Source organism: Legionella sp. MW5194, from assembly GCF_016864235.1.
GTDB lineage: Bacteria > Pseudomonadota > Gammaproteobacteria > Legionellales > Legionellaceae > Legionella_C.
Map to the genome: position 1 here is coordinate 1,773,356 of NZ_CP045732.1, position 16,856 is coordinate 1,790,211.

Here is a 16,856-nt window from a genome sequence, read left to right on the forward strand (position 1 = left end):
CGCCTGTTAATTCGCATGAGTTAATATTTCCGGCGTTAGCGTAGGAGGCATTACCCCCAATGAAATGATGTATTTCAACGCCTCGTCAATCGTCATCCCAACCTCAATGACGTCCTTTTTTGGTACCATCATCAAAAAACCGGATGTCGGGTTTGGTGTCGTTGGTACAAAGACCGATACCATTTCTTCCGTGGTATTGGCAAAAAGCTGAGGCCCTGGATTGCCTGTCATAAAAGCCAGTGACCATGAATCCTTCCGTGGGTATTCAATCAAAAGAACCTTGCGGAAAGCCTGACTGTTGGTTGCAAAAATGGCCTGAATCACCTGTTTGGAGGCGTTATAAATGGAGCGCACCAGAGGAATTCTTGCGAGCAATGCCTCACCCCAGCCAAACAGGCGCTGCCCCAGGATGTTAGTCGCCACCAGGCCGGTTAAAATTAACAGCACCAGGGAAAAAATAACCCCAAAACCGGGAATGTCCACACCTAAAAGCCGCTCAGGCTGATAAGCAGAGGGCAAGAGCGCAATGGTACTGTCCAGCAGATCAACCATAAAGCGCAAGACAACAAACGTCACGAGAATTGGCAGCCAAACCACTAAGCCGGCAAACAAATAACTGCGTATGGATTTAGACTTCAATCACTTTCACCTTTGGTTTTCGTGCTGCCGGTATCGCTGCTTCCTGTCGCGTTCTCTGCTTTCTTCTGACCGCTGGCGTCACTGCCGCCGGACTCCGTTTTTTTAATTTCGGGTTTGTTTTTATTTTTAAAATCGGTCACATACCAACCGCTGCCCTTGAGTTGAAAACCCGCAGCAGAAACCAGACGCACAGCCGTATTTTCAAAACACTTCGGGCATTGTTTGGCAGGCGTGTCGCTGACCTTCTGCATCAAATCAAAATGATGATGACAATTTGTACATTCATATTCATAAATTGGCATCAAAAATCTCCCAATAGTTGACGATGGCCCATCACACAATGGAACCAAGGAAATAAACGTTTTGAAAAAAACCAACGTTGAATTATAACGGACAAGTGGCGTGGCGACAACGGTCAATCCCGCGCTTTAAGACGATAAACAACGCTTAAACGCATTAAATGATAATGCTTATACTGACTTGATACCCCGCAACCCAGAGGAAGCACATCAAAAATCAATCGCTTCCGGCAGCCATTGCCCCTGAAAGGGGATACGACCCAAATAAGGCATCGCCATCTTTTCCCGCAGGGTGTGAAGGTTTTCCTCCAGGCAAAGCATGTGTTCATCCAGGCAGTTGGCAATCCAGCCCGCACAGGGAATGGCATGCGCCTTTAACGCCGCGGCCGTTAACAGCGCATGATTGATGCATCCAAGCCGCATCCCCACAACGATGATGACTGGAATCTGGCTGAGTGTCAAAAAATCAATCCATGTCTCCTTTGCATTGACAGGGACCATTAGCCCCCCTGCTCCTTCGATTAGCAGCAGGTCCGGGCCGGTTAATGCTTTGGTCATGCAGTAATCAAGAATCGCCCTTGCATCCATCTCCGTTCCTGCTTTGGCGGCAGCGATATGCGGTGAAACCGGCGGTTCAAACAGCCAGTGACTATTGTCTTCGTAACTGCCGGCATGGTGCTTAAGCAGGCGGGCATCGTCGCTGTAAAGGTCGCCATTCGCAGTGACGCACCCGGTGGCTACTGGTTTTAATGCCAACACCCGTCTCCCCTGCCGACGATAAAAATCGATCAGTTGGCAGGTGGTATAGGTTTTACCGCAATCCGTGTTGGTGCCGGTGATAAAAAAAGTCTTCATAGCAGAAACTCAAATAATAATTGCAAATAATCATCCTGATGTGACAGGAAAGGCATGTGCGCCGCCTTTTGGAAAAGGCGGTAATGAAAATCAGGGTATCTTTCTGCCATGACCTTAAGGGTCAGGCGCGGCGTAATGGCGTCAAGACGGCCAAAGGCAAAACAGGCAGGGTTTTTGTAATGCAGCAAGGCCTCACGAAAATCCCACTCGTTTAAAATCGTAAGACCCTGCTGCAGGGCTTCCATTGAAACCTTGTCAGGAATCGGTGGAATCATTGAATGAGGTCGGGATTGCAGTTGAATAAACGCCCGCATTGTCTGCTCGGGATCCCGTGCCAAATTGCTGAAAAAGCCGTCAAATACCTGCTTTTCAATCCCTGGCCACTGGCCTTTGCGAATAAAATGCGGCGAGGAAGCGGTTACCATCAATCGAGTCACCCGCAGCGGCTCCTCGATGGCAAGCCGCATGGCATACAAGCCGCCCATGCTCCAGCCGGACACAGCAAATTCCCGAGGCAAGGCATTAAGAAGCTTTTCTTTGAAGGAAGTCCATTCCATTAACGACGAACGGCCAAATCCCGGCAAATCAACCAGATACACGGTAAAATGCGCGAGCAGTTTAGCCGCCAGTGGCTCAAAAACGCGGTGGTCAAATCCCCAGCCATGCAACAATACCAGGGCCGGCCCTTTTCCTCTAATGTGAATGTTCAGTGTCATAAATGGCGTGGAGCTCGTTAAATAAGTGGTCAATGTCTTTTACGTCGTGCTGATAATTGAGCACGATGCGTAACCCACTGTACCTGCGCGGAACCGTGGGCTCACGAATGGCCTGACAAAAAATCCGGCGTTGGCTTAATTCCTGGGCGTAATTGAGGGCGGCATGCGGACACCCCAGTTGCAGTTGCTGGATAGCAGTCGTCGAGTCCGCGAAGCACAGCGGGCTTTGTGCGGCCTTTTCACGAAAATAGGCAACCAGCCCGTGCAACTGCCGCCGCCTGTCATCGGCCTCGTAAATCATCTGAAACGTCTTTAAAAGACCATACACCAGGGCCGGGCTGATGGCCGTGGAGTAAAGGTAGGGACGCGCGTATTGCACCAGGGCATCGACCCAGTCAGCACACCCAGCGACCAACGCGCCCTGTCCGCCAAACGCTTTGCCAAAAGTAATGATGCGAAGCGGTATCTGATCCTGTGTTAAGGAAAAATGGCTGACAGCGCCCAGACCATGTTCGCCCATCACCCCAAACGAATGGGCTTCATCGACGATGCAGGGCACTTCATGCTTTTCACATAAATGACTGATGTCCTTAAGCGGCGCCATCTGACCGCTCATGCTGAAAAGTCCCTCCGTCACCACCGCCGCTTGCGCGGTTTGTGCCAGTTTCTGACTTAAGTCTTCCATGTCATTGCATCGATACCGGCTAAAGCGGGCCTCGGCAAGTTTAATGCCATCGTAAAACGAAGCATGAATGGCTTTATCAACAAGCAGGTGCCGCTCAATCTGCGACAACAGATTAACCACAGCCAGATTGGCTGTATAGCCGGAACTGAATACCACCGCTGCATCCGTTGCAAGCGCAGCGGCGATGGTTTGCTCGAACTCCGCATGAATGGGGTAATAGCCACAAATGACGCCTGACCCGCCGCTGCCTGCGGGGTAGCGCTCAAAGCCCAGCTGATATGCTTTTTTTACACGCGAGTCATTGCTTAACGACAAATAGTCGTTGCTGCAAAAGTGCAGATGAGTCCCATCCACCGGCAACACCTTGCGTGTACGCCAAAGGCCCTGGTGCTGCAATCCCTGCATTTTCTCCGAAAAAAGGGCAGCAAACCGACTCAAGAGAAAGTTTCCAGACCCAGTTTTTCAAACAGGCGGCTGTCTTTATCGCGTTGCGGGTTATCTTCCGTCAAGAGTTTATCGCCAATGAAAACCGAATTGGCGCCGGCAAAAAAGCAGAGGGCCTGCAATTCATCGCTCATTTCCGTACGCCCGGCGGTCAGGCGAATCACGCTGTCAGGCATGATGATCCTTGCCGTAGCGATGGTTCTCACCAGTTCAATGCCTTCCACCTGACGGGATTTCGAAAGCGGCGTGCCTTCAACCGGAATCAGCCGATTAATCGGCACGCTTTCCGGAGGAGTTTCCATGTTGGCCAGCGTCATGAGAAATTCAATACGGTCCTCGCGCGTTTCACCCAGACCTAAAATTCCCCCGCAACACACGCGAATGCCTGCTTTTCTAACCTGCTCAAGGGTATCCAGACGATCACTGAATTTGCGGGTGGTGACCACCTTGTCATAATAGGACGGCGAGGTATCAATGTTATGATTATAATAGTCAAGGCCGGCGTCTTTGAGGCATTTCGCCTGCTCACCGGTTAACATGCCGAGTGTCATGCAGGTTTCGAGCCCCAGGTCTTTAACACCCTTAATCATTTCCTGCAGTTGAGGCATGACTTTATCGGGAGGACAACGCCAGGCGGCTCCCATGCAGAAGCGCGTAGCGCCTCCCGCTTTCGCTTCCTGTGCCTGTTTAAGCACCTGATCAACCGACAGGAGTTTTTCTTTTTCCACGTGGGTTTGATGGTGTCCGCTTTGCGAGCAGTAACCGCAATCTTCAGGGCAGGCACCCGTTTTAATGCTGAGCAGCGTCGCTAATTGCAAGCCATTGGCCGGGTGATGTGTGCGATGAATGGTATGCGCCTTGTGTAATAAATCGTTAAACGGCTGGGTATAAATGGCCGCAACGTCACTTAACGTCCATCCTGCGCTGGGTTTGTTCATAGATCTTCTCTTTTTATTTCAGTGCCGCCATGATAAAGTCGCCAATTTTCTTGTCAACCGAAAATTATATTATGGTTAACATAACGCAGGTCATCGCCAAAGATTTAACGCACATCTGGCATCCCTGCATGCAGATGAAAGATTTTGAGGCCTACCCGCCGCTAGTCATCCAGGAAGCAAGGGGCAGCTACCTGTACACGGATCAGGGGCCCCTTATTGACGGAATCTCCAGTTGGTGGTGTAAGTCCTTAGGCCACGGCCATCCTACCATTGTTGATGCCATCCGCCAGCAGTTACAGTATTTTGAGCAAGTGATCGCCGCCAACACCACGCATCCTCTCCTCGCCGAATTCGGCGAAAAAATCGCCGAAATTACCAAAAAACAACATGTTTTTTTTGCCAGCGACGGCTCTTCGGCGGTTGAGATTGCCATGAAACTGGCTCTGCATGCCATGCAGATCCGGGGCGAGAGTGAACGCAACCGGTTTATTGCCTTGCGTCATGCCTATCATGGAGAAACCCTGGCTACCATCAGCGTCAGCGACTTAGGCCTCTATAAAAAGCCGTATGAAGGCTATGGCGTAGAATGCCATTTTATTCAGGAGGTACCCTATGTTCAAAACCGCTTCGACCCCTTATGGGATGACAGCGAGGCGACATGGCAGGCGATATTGCCGCAACTGGAAAAAGTAAAGCGCCAGACCTGTGCAGTTCTTGTCGAACCACTGGTTCAGGGCGCAGGGGGTATGCTCTGTTACAGCGCAGACTTCCTTAAAAAACTGGCTCAATGGGCAAACGACAACGGCATTTATTTCATTGCCGACGAAATCATGACCGGCATGGGCCGAACCGGGCAATGGCTGGCCTGTGAATGGGCAGGCGTTGAACCGGATTTAGTGTGTCTGTCCAAAGGACTGACTGCCGGCGCCCTACCCCTGAGCTGCGTGCTGATTGACCATGAGGTGTATGCTCTTTTTTATGATGATTATGCGTCCGGCAAGTCATTTCTGCACTCGCATACACACAGCGGCAATGCCTTAGCCGTTAGCGCCGCCTTGGCGGCCATCAAGGTCATGGAAGCAGAGGGGATCCTTAAGCAGGCACGTGCATTGGGTGAGCTGATGCACTCTCTGATGCTTGACATTGCCGAAACCACCGGCAGACTCAGCCAGGTGCGAAGCCTGGGAGCGATTGTCGCTGCCGACATGGACGCATTGCCAGGGCAGCGAATCAGTCAGCGATTTTATCAGGAAGCCTGCCGGCATGGCGCTTTATTACGTCCAATAGGCAATACTCTTTATTGGCTGCCACCTTTGAATTCGGATGAGAAAACGATTAGGCAATTGGCGGAAATCACTCTAAACTCTCTGTATGGGGTGTATAAATAACTAAAACAATGATAAACGACATCCACAGCAGGCAGTTAAGCGCACAACAGACGTTAACCATCAGCTGGTTCCTGCTATCGCTTATCGTGCTGTTCCTGGCTCTATTCTATGAGTGGCGGCATTACCGTGAAGCCCGCGAAGATCAGATGGAACTGATCGCGAAGGAGCGGGCGTTTCAGTTTGATGAATTCATGGAAAATCTGATCCAAGGGACCTTTGCCTTAAATTTTACCCGTGATGAATTCAATGCCTGCCAAACTGAATTATTGCCAGTACTCACCGACTGGTTGTTTAACAACCCCAATGTCTCTGCCATTGCCATTACCGATCCGAAGGGAAAGACAACCTGTTCCACCTTAAACCTCACGCCACCTGTTTTTTTTCCTGCCTCGGCGGCGCCTCATCTGCATGGGCCTTTTGATACCGGCCATCACAAGCAACCGACCTACCTGTTGCAGCAGAAGCTTGGGCAGTACCATTTCACACTTTATATTTTAAAAAGCATTTTTGAAAACCTGTTAAGGCCTCTTGAGGCCACCAGTTTCAAAGCCATTGCCCTGTACGATACTCACCATAAGAAACAGGTTTTTCAACTCACCCAGCCGCTTGATTCTTCCCCTGGAAAAAACATGATGCTGCGTATCCCATCCCAGACACTGGATGACTACCAACTGCTGTTTACGGCAAAAGGGCTGGTTTATGAGAAACGGTTTATTTATACTGAATTGATCATTGCTGCAGTGGTTATTGTTCTCTCGCTCCTCCTGTACTACATTCTGCGCAAAGCCTTAAACCACCGGTTTTCACTGGATTATGCCCTGCAGAATGGGCTTAGGCAGGGCCATTTTGAACCGATGTATCAGCCGGTCGTCGATGTAGCGAATAACCAATTTTGCGGGGCTGAAGTTCTCATCCGCTGGCAGATGGATGCCAAACAGACCATCATGCCGGACTTGTTTATTGAAGAGGCTGAAACCTCAGGGCTTATCGTACCCATGACCCTGCAACTGGTTGAAAAATCATTTCAGCAATGCGCTGAACTTCTTAGGGGCAATAACGATTTTCACCTGGCGTTCAATGTCTCCGTCAATCATTTTCTCGACAGACGCTTTTTCCCGCAATTTTATCAACTCTGTGAACACTATGGCGTCAACAATCAGCAGATTATTCTTGAATTAACCGAACGGCAGCTTTTTAATAAGGAAGACAAGGACAGCATGCGCATCATGCAGGACCTCCGTACGCGCGGCTATTCACTGGCCATTGATGACTTTGGTACAGGACATGCCAGTATTCATTACCTGCAGCACCTGCCGTTTAATTATCTTAAAATTGATAAATTGTTTATCCAGGCCATTGGTACCGGTGCAATCACCGAAACTTTGAATCAAGCCATCATTAACATGGCGAACTCGCTTGATCTCGCGATCATCGCCGAAGGCGTGGAAACCATGGAACAATATGATTATTTGCGGCGTCATCGTGTAGACTATATACAGGGATGGTACTTCGCCAGGGCCATGACAATTGAACAGCTCATCACGTTCATTGAGGAGAAAGCAAATGAAGCGATGCTTACAGCAGGCAACTAGCCTGGCTTTATTCTGCGTTTCAACCGTATCCATTGCACAAACACCCCCAGGGGACAACTTCTGGCTGTGCAAAGCCCATGATCAGGCAAATCGCGAATGGCTGGCGCAGAGTGTGTATTCCATCACGGCGATTAACAAAGCCTATGATGCCTGTAAAAAGCAAAGCGAATACCCGGAAACCTGCAAAACGTCCAGGGCCGATTGTGAAGCCTTTGTTGACGGGCGCTCCACTCGCCCGATGTGGCAATGCACGGCGCTGGATTTCTCAGGAACACCCTGGTTAAGCGACATCTACACGCACCGCGATGATGCTGCACTGGGCGCCAAGGCCTATTGCATGGATAACAGCGGTATTCCCGAGACATGTTACATTAATATGATAACCTGTCGAAACATCAATGCGGCAAAACCCTGATGTATTGCGTCGGTTTAACAGGAAACATTGCCAGCGGCAAATCCAGCGCTATCCGTTGTTTTAAACGCTTGGGCATTCCGGTGGTCATTGCCGATGACATTGCCCGTGAGGTCACAGCCCCGGGACAACCGGCACTTCGGGCCATTCAGGAACACTTTGGCGATACGATGCTTCACCAGGGCGAGCTTAACCGTTCAAAATTACGTCAATTAATTTTTAAACACCCTGATGAGCGGCAGTGGCTGGAAACTCTTCTTCATCCCCTAATCCGTCGCCAGATTGAAACTCGGATTACTTCCTTCGCAGCCCCCTATTGCGTGATTGAAATTCCTTTATTACTTGATCGCAGCCATTACCCCTATTTAAACCGAATCCTGGTCATTTTAAGTGAGCCTGAGCGTTTGATTGAGCGGGTGATGACGCGCGACCAGCATACCCGGGAAGAAGCATTGGCTATTTTAGCCGCCCAACCTGACGAAGCCGCCAGACGGGCAATCGCTGACGATCTGATCATCAATGAGGGTTCCATTGTAGAATTCGAACACAAGATCAATGATTTACACGAAAAGTATTTATTTCTCGCAAGCCAGGCATTGAATTCCAGTCAATAAGTATTGATTATTTTTAAAAACTCTTGTAAAGACCGGTTTGTATACTTTAATATTTCAAGTACAAAAAAACTGTTTAAACGTTGGCTAAGGATAGCAATTTTTTATGCCTCAAGATACGATCACCTTTCAACTGGCAACCCATTTTTTGCCAAAAATTGCCTTGCGCCTTGAATGCCTTTGTCAAACCATTGATCAAGCCTGTCAGGAAACTCACCCGGTCATCCATCATTATGCGTTAAAAAACATCATTGAAATCATTAAGCTCATCGAAAAACCGGAATTAAAAAGCCGTTTTCTTAAAGAGTTAATGCGCATAGAGCATTCGATTAACAAATCCAACACCATCGTGGCAAGCGCACTTTACGATAATCTTTATACGCAAATTCAATCCTTAACTCACACGGCCGGCCTGTTTGGCGAAGGCATTCATCAGAATCCGTTTTTACAATCGATTCGCCTGACACAGCCAACCCAAAGCAATGATTGCGAAATGTACTCTCCGCAATTGCTTCTCTGGCTGGAATCCAATCCCGGCGAGAGACAACGCGATTTGGCCATTTGGTTAAACCACCTGCGCACCCTGCAGGCGACGGTCAGCATTTACCTGCGCTTACTGCGCGACACCGCCCAATTCGATGAAATTGACTTATTCAGCGGCTTTTACCAACGTGCGTTACCACCGAAAACCTCCTGTCATCTTATTCTTTTGCGCATCGACAAAACCTTTGGCATTGTGCCGCGCATGCAGCTGGGTCATCATGGTTTAAGCCTTCGTCTGTGTGAAGCCTCCACCATGAGGGAAATTCGTGAAACCCATGCCCGACTGGACTTAGGCATTTGCCAGATCTAATCCTTCTGACTGAGTGGGTATTTGCGCTGACAATCCAGCCCATATATGATTTGGGCAATGACATGATTTGCCCAGGGGTTTTATTTGTTCTCACGATCGAAAGGCGTTCTTTATTGCCTGTTATCCGGATTGTTTTTTGGTCTAATCGGTTATTTTGGCATTACTGTAATTCATGAGCATATTTCTGTTTACACCATGTTATTCTGGCGATTCATGGTGGCCGGGTTATTTATTGCCTTGATCATGCTTTGGCAAAGGGATGGGCTAAAATTAACGCGCAGGGATTTTTTAACGATTCTAAGTCATGGGATTTTTTTCTATGGCGCCTGCTCCATCCTGTATTTTATCGCGGCAAACTACATCGGTTCCGGGCTAGCCATGGTCGTTTTTTTTACTTACCCCGCCTTGGTGATGTTAATCAACAAGCTTGTCTACAAGCTCCCTTTCAACCTGATTTATTGTGTTTCCTTGTTGATTATTTTCAGCGGCATGGTGTTTTTGGTGCAGGGCGGACAGTTCCATTTTAATCCCCTTGGCATTGTTTTAAGCATTCTCTCCGCGCTGCTTTATGCGCTTTATATTTTAGCCAGTAAGAAAAGCCGTGTATCGCCCCTGCCCTCGACCCTGGTGTTATGCCTGGGATGCATGATCATTTCCTTGATAACCGCCCTGCTTGATCGATCCTTTACCTGGCCTGCAAGCCTGTCGGTTTGGGGTAATATTTTGGGCATCGGTATCCTGTGCACAGCCCTGCCCATTCTTCTGCTGCTCAATGGTTTAAAACTGATTAGCTCCACCCAGGCATCCATTTTGTCAGTTCTTGAACCGGTGTTTGTGGTCATCTTCGGTATCCTGCTCCTGGGTGAACAGGTTAGCCTCCTGCAAATGGCAGGCGTCAGTATTATTCTGTTAGGCTCTCTTTTGTCGCTGCTCAATGAACGGCAATAAGTTATTCATTGAGCTATCCACCGCCGATTCAGCACCCAGACTGACCCGTTTAACGTCCCTGGCGAATAACCTGCTCAAGATCAATGGTTCTTTCGGAAGAGACAGAGGGCGTCATGCACCCCACCATGCCTCGGGCAAAGGGATAAATGCAAAACACACCGGTGGCGATTCCAACCAGGGTGGAGACTGGCGTTAAAGCCAACCACAGCATGCGGATATTCGCATCAACCTCCGCCGCCCCAAGAATGTAATAGGTTGCCACATGAACGCCCGTGGAGAGTGTCATGCTGGTACAGGCCGACACTTTATGAAAAAAGCGGCTGCTTGTTACCTGCGACGTCGTGTCTTTCACCACCTCTTTCCTGGCCTCTACCTCACGTTCATAGTGTGCTTTTTCTTTCCTGATTAACGCCTCAATTTGGGGAGTAATGTAGGTTTGCTCAATGCCGGGATCAATTGCTTTATTATAAAGAGCCAGTAATTTTTCAGGATGATTGTTTTTCAGTGATTGCGCAGCAAGCATTTTTAACGATAAAACGGTCATAATCCACTCAATAATTGTTTACAAATTAATAAAGTTGATTATTTTATTCTAATTCGATGGTCACGGGTATACCAAAGACCTGATATATTTGGGGAATGGTTTCGTCGGGACGAATGATCGCAATCAATTTATTCTCGCGGGTGGCTAATGGGTTAATCTGCGACAAGGGAACTTTCTCCGCGTAACTGGGGGTATTAATGATGCGCCCTTCGATTTTCTCATTGCCCGGGAACGTGATGGTGACCTGTTTGTTCTGATACACTTCTTCGGCGTATTTTGGATCAATGAATGCAATGATGCGCATATTGCGCTCAGTCACAATGGTCATTAAATTTTGACCGGCAGACACGTACTCGTCCTGATGCGTTGAAATGCTCATGATGGTGCCGGGTTGAGGAGCCAGAATGGTAAAATGAGCGATTTTATCTTTTACTTCCGCAATATTGCTTTCAATCTCTAAAATCTTGCGTTTATAATTGACCTCAAGGAGCGTTTTCGACTGCAGTTTCGCCTCCTGAATCTGCTGTTCAAGCGCCGCATAATTTCTCTGCGCATTTACCCAGTTTTTCCGGGCCTCTTCCAACTGCAGCTCCGCCATATCGCCTTTATTGACGTATTTAACAAAGCGCTCGTAGACGGCTTTGCTGGATTCGATGTCCTTTTTAGCGACGTCCAGTAAATTTTCCAAATTGTCTGGCGTTTGATCGCCCAAGGAGTTCATCAGGTCGGTGATGCGTTCTTTTTCCTTCTCCAGGTACTGCAGTTTGGTCAGGGTTTCCGGTGAAATGAATTTTAAAATCATCTCGCCTTTCCTGACCTTTTGTCCCGGTTGCACATTCAGATTTTCAATGTAACCTTCATCAGGCGCACGGATAATGATGGTGTCGTAAGCTATCAATCCTGAAAAACGGATAAAAACGTATTCATTAATTAATTGATACAACAAAATAGCCAAAGGAATACTTAAAATAAGTACCAGAAGAATCCAGCGCATCTTGGGAGGCGTACGGATCCCCTCGCCATACTGGACTGGCAATTGGTCTGACGGCGCTTTTTTACGAAAGTGAATTCCCATATCACCCGACTTATTTGGTTCTCTTTATAACCCACCAGGGGGCCATTGAAGAATCCTTATGTCCTTTAAAAATGATTTCATTTAAAATAAAAATGGTCGCCATGTAACGCATGAACTGCTGATAAATGGGCATTAATAGCACCCAGCCTATCATTTTGGCATCCTGCCGCGGCCTTTCCGAGACCAACAGTAAAAATAACACATACATCAATAGTCCGGTCAGCAAATAATAACAGTAAACCAGGATGTTAACAGCGACAACCACCGTCAGGCTATATTGCAGAAATAATAGAATGCTGTAAAGCAGAACAATAAACGGCAGCACCAATTGGTAATACAGACCATACCAGCTAAAGAAGAACATTTTCATGCGATTCATCAGGGCCGGGCTGAATTTACGCCAATGCCGCCTCACGTAAATATAATACAAATCCCCATCCCAGCGTAAGCGTTGCTTCAGCAGGGTTTTTAATTTGACAGGCGCCGCCGTCCAGGCAATGGCGAAGGGTTCGTGGACTATTTTTAAATGGGTATATCGGCTGACGTAAACATGCAGACGCAGGGTTAAATCCAGATCTTCCGCAGTGCCATTTAACCAGCCGCCAATCTGTTTTAAAAAACCAGTGCGGAAAACACCAAAAGCACCGGAAATATTATTGGTTACATTTAATTCGGTTAGACCGAAACGACCCAACTGAATCCCGATCATGTATTCAATGGCCTGAAGCCTTGTCAGTATGGAGTCTTTGTAATTTCTTACCCTGACTGCTCCGGAAACAGCAATGACATTGGGATCAATAAAATGAGCCGCGGCCTTGGCGACAGTCTGATTGTCAATGGAGGTATCCGCATCCAGCATAATCAATACTTCGCCCTTGGCCAGTTTAAGACCCAGGTTCATGGAACTGGCGTGGCCGCCGCGAGTCTGGCGTTCAATGACTGTAAAAAAGCGATTCGGCAGCTTCCCAAATTGCGCGGCCAATTGTTTTGCATACTGAGCGGTTTTTATATTCTTTACAGCATTATCGACAATGATCATTGTTTCGATTTTACCCGGATAGATTTGCTCGCCTACCGCACGCATCGTGGTCAGGATTTCTTCATAGGTTTCGTTGTAGGCTGTAATGACGATGGTGACAATCGGATAATAGCCTCGGGCAAACTCGCCTTTAAAATGCAGGTTAATCCAACCCCGGATACTGTAAAGTATCGTCAACACATAAAATGGCAACTCAAGCAAAAATACAAACGGAAAAAAGATAAACAGGAAGCTTTTGATGTTTCCCATGGAAAACAGACTGGTAAAGTAGTAGGCCAGCCCATAGAGAAAATCATTCATTGTTATTGATCCGGTTATACAATTCCGCCAGCAGCAAATCCGATCCGATATCATTTTTTATCACATCCCAGGACGACATCATACCGACGCTGATATTAATTTTATTCTCAGACTGAATTTCAGCAAACGCCCTGATGCGCTCATGGATAATATCGCAACCTTGCTGAGGGGTCATGGGTAAAAAGAAGATGACGGTTTTATTGTCACGCGTCACCAAATCACTGTCGCGTAATAAAGTCCTCACCCGCTCGAAAAATTCCATCAACAGTTTTTCGGTTTTAAACATCCCCAGCTGGTTGATTAATTCCTCTTCATTGGTTACTTTTAGGGCAAAAAGACTGTAAATTAATTGATCATAGCGTCGTGCAAGAATGGTTTGCCATTTGACAACCATCATAAAAATACTCAAATCAATGAGTTTCAAAAACTGGCCCAGTTCGACAATCAAATGCTGATCAATCCCCTTGGCGAGCGCCTCCCCGCGTCGTGCGAGACGGTATTCATACAGCCGTTTCGCCTGCAAATCACCGGGATCAGAGAGTTTCTCACAAACCATGCAAACGGCATTGACCGCGGCTTCAAAGAAAGCATGTTGACAATCCTGGCAAATCTTATCCTCCATCGGCTTGTCATAATCGATGCCGATGTGCCGGAGTTTCACATGGCAGCGGCTGCAGACCAATTCTTCGTGGTGAAGAAATTCAGACAACGGACCGACATTTCCACAGGAAAAACAATGAATGAATGATTGCACGGCAATATGGACAGACTGGCAATTGGGACAGCAATTTTTAAAGTTTAGCAAACCGGATCGGCAATGCGGGCAGGTCTGGATTTCATCAATTAAAGTCTCATGCTTTAGGAGTTTTCGTGACTCCATCCCCTGCAGCATGTACCAATAGTGCTGAGCATCTTCATGAAATCCAAGAATATCCAGCAAGGGGTATTGGAAGCCGGAAGGTGAGCGATAATCCAGAAAACCTCTCAGAATGTACTCTTCTCTCACGAACAGGTAACTGCATATTAATTGCTCGAAATCGCTGATTTTTTCTTTATGGACGGCTTTAACTAACTGGATTTTATCCTGAATGGCTTTGGCCCGAGAAAACAGATCGTCGGTAAAAGGCCCGTCCAGAAGCTGCTCGGCATGCTCAGGCGGCGTACCGCTATAAAAAACAGGGGACAGCTGGTAATTTTCCTTCTGTCTGATGTCGTGGATCACATTCAGAGTATAGCCGTCATTGAAATCAATAAGGACAAAAAGACAGCCCTGAGGCGGCAGCTGATTGATGCTTTCAATGGGAATAATCCCGTCTGGCAGCGTTTTCGCTGTCAATTGGCGGGTAATTAGATACCCGTTATTATCCTGCGCCATGTTGTTATCCTTTTTTTAGCAGGAATCGTTTAAAAATTGCTTTAAACCATCCTCAATTTGCGTTTTAGCCTTAAACCCCAGTTGCTTTTGCGCCAGTTCCGTTTTACCCAGGGAGTGTACCAAATCGCCGCCGCGGGCAGGCAAGAAGTCAATTTTACCCTGTGAATGGGTTAATTTAAGCATTAGCCTGGCTAAGGATTCAATAGTTATTGCCTCTCCGCTGCAGATATTAAATACGAAAGCCTCTGAACAATCGACACTGGCGGCTTTTATTAACGCATCCACCACGTCATCGATGTAAATAAAATCGCGCGTTTGCTGGCCATCACCATAAATGGTCAGGTTTTGGTGTGTCAAAATCGCCTGTTTGAAGTGACTTATGACACCGCTGTAGGGATTGGTGGCGGATTGACCAGGGCCGTACACATTGAAAAATCGCAGCCCAATGGAAGAAACGCCGGCCATTCGTGACATCATTCCTGCATACATTTCATTGCAAAGTTTGTCGCAGCCGTAATTGGAAACAGGATGAGGCGGCTCTTTTTCTTCCAGAGGCAGGGTCCTTGAGTCGCCGTACACCGCCGCCGAGGAGGCATAGACCAGTTTGGGACGTTTATCCCGCAGCCTGATTTCATCGAGCAGATAATTAAACGCCAATGCATTCACGGCATGGCTGAAGAGCCAATCCCGCTCGCACAGGGCAATGGACGCCAGGGCAGCCAGATGAAAACAGGCATCGACCTCGTTGAGCAGATCATGCAACAGCGCTTTTGACAACACATCGCCCTCGATAATCAACGCATCACGCACGTCATAATACCCTGGCTTGTCGATGTTTTTATCAAGAATGATGACCTCGACCCCTGCCTTAAGCAGCCGGTGAGCGAGATGATTGCCGATAAAGCCCATTCCTCCCGTAACAAGTGCTTTTTTCATGATAATGAAATCCCTCCACTACCGTTTAAGACTTCCGATGAAGAAAGAATGCAGGAATTGGGCCAGATTGCCTTTAGTAAAAGGCGGAGACGCGCCACCCACAAATAGTTGGGTAGCACGCAGAGAGACAATTTAATGAATAATAGCGACGTGGTCTTCGTATTTTTGACAAAAGCCCTTAACAACTTGCAACCCGTCGCTGCCAATCCTGTCCTTTAATCGACCTTGCTGCAACGCGGCGAGCTCATTGTCATTGAGAACATATTGAGCGTCATCATAACCCTGCAAAATTTTAATCGCTTTTTTGGCGGCGCTGAGTTTGACGGTGGCGCTACGGGAATCCAACGCGAAAAATCGCGCCGTGGCGCCATTGTATTCGCTGTTGGATTCTCGGCGTTCCCCTTCACGAAGCACCACGTACTTACATAATTTGGCGATCGATGTTTCTTGCAGCTGGCTCTGCAGTTCACGACTGACATCCCTTTGACCTGAATAATCAACTTGCCAGTTATTGAGAGGGCTAATATACGCTTCTCGTACGACCAGGCATCGGGGTGGATTCATATTACCTTTGGTTTCTTTGGCCACCTCGTAAAGATTATGCAGGCTGTCGTCAAAATAGGTAATTTCAAAATCATGTGTTTCCAGCAGATCAGGCAGTGCCTGACTTAAATGATTAAATTGGTCTACTTTGCCTTGCGGATAAAAGGAGGCAGGGTCTTCTTTTTTTATAGAATCGGTTTTTTCAACACCATCCCAAACCAAGGTGATTTCTTCGTTATATTGTTCCACTAAAGGAGCCGGTAACTTGAACTTTTCTCCCTGTTTTACTGAGCCGGCTGCCTTTTTTAATTCATCTTCAAAGCCTTTCAGCACATCATCAAAGTATTGCATCGGCTTGCCATTTTTATAGTATGGGTCAATGGAGGTCGATACTCGGATGCGTTTTCCCAGCACCTTCCCAAGCTCATCAACCACATCGGGCGTATTAACAAGATCACCTTCTTCCACGCCAGATAATTGGTATTTATGTGGGATTTGTGCCATTTGAAGATAGACGCTTCGTTGCGTAAATAGAATGACTTCATCATACTCACGAAGTTGTTCAACCAGGGCTTGATTTAACCTGTTCCCATGAAGAATACAGCCATCAATATCCACAAATGCTACTTTTTTAGTCATAATTCACTCATCTGGTCATTTCCTG

The 16,856-nt window shown here is 47.5% G+C and carries 18 protein-coding genes; 6 read left to right on the forward strand and 12 right to left on the reverse strand.

Annotated features, from left to right (window positions below):
* Nucleotides 1–6: 6 nt before the first annotated feature.
* The 6 genes from GH742_RS08310 to bioB form a co-directional block, all read right to left on the reverse strand.
* Nucleotides 7–639: a DUF502 domain-containing protein gene (locus GH742_RS08310; protein WP_203454341.1), complete on the reverse strand. Its 633-nt coding sequence runs from the start codon at nt 637–639 to the stop codon at nt 7–9.
* Entirely contained in the window at nt 636–941 is a 306-nt protein-coding gene (locus GH742_RS08315) for an FmdB family zinc ribbon protein (RefSeq protein ID WP_203454342.1), read from the reverse strand. The genes GH742_RS08310 and GH742_RS08315 overlap by 4 nt, the downstream gene beginning before the upstream one ends.
* 207 nt (nt 942–1,148) lie before the next feature.
* Nucleotides 1,149–1,793, reverse strand: coding sequence for a dethiobiotin synthase (bioD, locus tag GH742_RS08320; RefSeq protein WP_203454346.1), 645 nt, complete (start codon nt 1,791–1,793; stop codon nt 1,149–1,151).
* Nucleotides 1,790–2,509, reverse strand: coding sequence for an alpha/beta fold hydrolase (locus tag GH742_RS08325; protein WP_203454348.1), 720 nt, complete (start codon nt 2,507–2,509; stop codon nt 1,790–1,792). The genes bioD and GH742_RS08325 overlap by 4 nt, the downstream gene beginning before the upstream one ends.
* A complete protein-coding gene (locus GH742_RS08330) occupies nt 2,487–3,632 on the reverse strand; it encodes an aminotransferase class I/II-fold pyridoxal phosphate-dependent enzyme (protein ID WP_370569445.1) in 1,146 nt (381 codons plus the stop codon). Before GH742_RS08330 ends, GH742_RS08325 begins: the two co-directional genes overlap by 23 nt.
* On the reverse strand, nt 3,629–4,576 hold the full coding sequence (gene bioB / locus GH742_RS08335) for a biotin synthase BioB (RefSeq protein WP_203454350.1): 948 nt from the start codon (nt 4,574–4,576) through the stop codon (nt 3,629–3,631). Before bioB ends, GH742_RS08330 begins: the two co-directional genes overlap by 4 nt.
* A 71-nt stretch (nt 4,577–4,647) precedes the next feature.
* Here bioB and bioA point away from each other — a divergent pair, with 71 nt between their 5' ends.
* From bioA to GH742_RS08365, 6 genes are all read left to right on the forward strand, one after another.
* Nucleotides 4,648–5,964: an adenosylmethionine--8-amino-7-oxononanoate transaminase gene (gene bioA, locus GH742_RS08340; protein WP_203454352.1), complete on the forward strand. Its 1,317-nt coding sequence runs from the start codon at nt 4,648–4,650 to the stop codon at nt 5,962–5,964.
* Between the two features lie 8 nt (nt 5,965–5,972).
* Nucleotides 5,973–7,556 carry an EAL domain-containing protein gene (locus GH742_RS08345; protein ID WP_203454354.1) on the forward strand — a complete coding sequence of 528 codons (1,584 nt, stop codon included), beginning with the start codon at nt 5,973–5,975 and terminating at the stop codon, nt 7,554–7,556.
* Nucleotides 7,528–7,971: a hypothetical protein gene (locus tag GH742_RS08350; protein ID WP_203454356.1), complete on the forward strand. Its 444-nt coding sequence runs from the start codon at nt 7,528–7,530 to the stop codon at nt 7,969–7,971. The genes GH742_RS08345 and GH742_RS08350 overlap by 29 nt, the downstream gene beginning before the upstream one ends.
* Complete coding sequence (coaE, locus tag GH742_RS08355) at nt 7,971–8,582, forward strand: dephospho-CoA kinase (protein ID WP_239005184.1); 612 nt, start codon at nt 7,971–7,973, stop codon at nt 8,580–8,582. Before GH742_RS08350 ends, coaE begins: the two co-directional genes overlap by 1 nt.
* 103 nt (nt 8,583–8,685) lie before the next feature.
* A complete protein-coding gene (gene zapD / locus GH742_RS08360) occupies nt 8,686–9,432 on the forward strand; it encodes a cell division protein ZapD (RefSeq protein ID WP_203454358.1) in 747 nt (248 codons plus the stop codon).
* An 84-nt stretch (nt 9,433–9,516) separates the two neighbouring features.
* Nucleotides 9,517–10,380, forward strand: coding sequence for a DMT family transporter (locus GH742_RS08365; protein WP_203454360.1), 864 nt, complete (start codon nt 9,517–9,519; stop codon nt 10,378–10,380).
* Nucleotides 10,381–10,429: 49 nt separating this feature from the next.
* On the opposite strand, the gene GH742_RS08370 is transcribed toward GH742_RS08365, so the two are convergent.
* The 6 genes from GH742_RS08370 to GH742_RS08395 all read right to left on the reverse strand — a co-directional run bounded on the left by GH742_RS08370 (nt 10,430) and on the right by GH742_RS08395 (nt 16,831).
* On the reverse strand, nt 10,430–10,924 hold the full coding sequence (locus tag GH742_RS08370; RefSeq protein WP_203454362.1) for a hypothetical protein: 495 nt from the start codon (nt 10,922–10,924) through the stop codon (nt 10,430–10,432).
* 43 nt (nt 10,925–10,967) lie between these two features.
* A complete protein-coding gene (locus tag GH742_RS08375; RefSeq protein ID WP_203454364.1) occupies nt 10,968–11,999 on the reverse strand; it encodes an HlyD family secretion protein in 1,032 nt (343 codons plus the stop codon).
* 10 nt (nt 12,000–12,009) lie between these two features.
* Nucleotides 12,010–13,338, reverse strand: a complete 1,329-nt coding sequence (locus GH742_RS08380) for a glycosyltransferase (protein ID WP_239005185.1) — start codon at nt 13,336–13,338, stop codon at nt 12,010–12,012.
* Complete coding sequence (locus tag GH742_RS08385) at nt 13,331–14,713, reverse strand: GGDEF domain-containing protein (RefSeq protein WP_203454366.1); 1,383 nt, start codon at nt 14,711–14,713, stop codon at nt 13,331–13,333. Before GH742_RS08385 ends, GH742_RS08380 begins: the two co-directional genes overlap by 8 nt.
* A gap of 15 nt (nt 14,714–14,728) precedes the next feature.
* A complete protein-coding gene (locus tag GH742_RS08390; RefSeq protein WP_203454368.1) occupies nt 14,729–15,649 on the reverse strand; it encodes an NAD-dependent epimerase/dehydratase family protein in 921 nt (306 codons plus the stop codon).
* A gap of 132 nt (nt 15,650–15,781) precedes the next feature.
* Nucleotides 15,782–16,831, reverse strand: coding sequence for a hypothetical protein (locus tag GH742_RS08395; protein ID WP_203454370.1), 1,050 nt, complete (start codon nt 16,829–16,831; stop codon nt 15,782–15,784).
* Nucleotides 16,832–16,856 lie beyond the last annotated feature (25 nt).

Coding starts and splice junctions, on each gene's coding strand:
- GH742_RS08315 (WP_203454342.1), bottom strand. CDS start 941: ATGCCAATTTATGAATATGAATGTACAAATTGTCATCATCATTTTGAT.
- bioD (WP_203454346.1), bottom strand. CDS start 1,793: ATGAAGACTTTTTTTATCACCGGCACCAACACGGATTGCGGTAAAACC.
- GH742_RS08325 (WP_203454348.1), bottom strand. CDS start 2,509: ATGACACTGAACATTCACATTAGAGGAAAAGGGCCGGCCCTGGTATTG.
- bioB (WP_203454350.1), bottom strand. CDS start 4,576: ATGAACAAACCCAGCGCAGGATGGACGTTAAGTGACGTTGCGGCCATT.
- bioA (WP_203454352.1), top strand. CDS start 4,648: ATGGTTAACATAACGCAGGTCATCGCCAAAGATTTAACGCACATCTGG.
- GH742_RS08345 (WP_203454354.1), top strand. CDS start 5,973: ATGATAAACGACATCCACAGCAGGCAGTTAAGCGCACAACAGACGTTA.
- GH742_RS08350 (WP_203454356.1), top strand. CDS start 7,528: ATGAAGCGATGCTTACAGCAGGCAACTAGCCTGGCTTTATTCTGCGTT.
- coaE (WP_239005184.1), top strand. CDS start 7,971: ATGTATTGCGTCGGTTTAACAGGAAACATTGCCAGCGGCAAATCCAGC.
- zapD (WP_203454358.1), top strand. CDS start 8,686: ATGCCTCAAGATACGATCACCTTTCAACTGGCAACCCATTTTTTGCCA.
- GH742_RS08370 (WP_203454362.1), bottom strand. CDS start 10,924: ATGACCGTTTTATCGTTAAAAATGCTTGCTGCGCAATCACTGAAAAAC.
- GH742_RS08375 (WP_203454364.1), bottom strand. CDS start 11,999: ATGGGAATTCACTTTCGTAAAAAAGCGCCGTCAGACCAATTGCCAGTC.
- GH742_RS08380 (WP_239005185.1), bottom strand. CDS start 13,338: ATGAATGATTTTCTCTATGGGCTGGCCTACTACTTTACCAGTCTGTTT.
- GH742_RS08385 (WP_203454366.1), bottom strand. CDS start 14,713: ATGGCGCAGGATAATAACGGGTATCTAATTACCCGCCAATTGACAGCG.
- GH742_RS08390 (WP_203454368.1), bottom strand. CDS start 15,649: ATGAAAAAAGCACTTGTTACGGGAGGAATGGGCTTTATCGGCAATCAT.
- GH742_RS08395 (WP_203454370.1), bottom strand. CDS start 16,831: ATGACTAAAAAAGTAGCATTTGTGGATATTGATGGCTGTATTCTTCAT.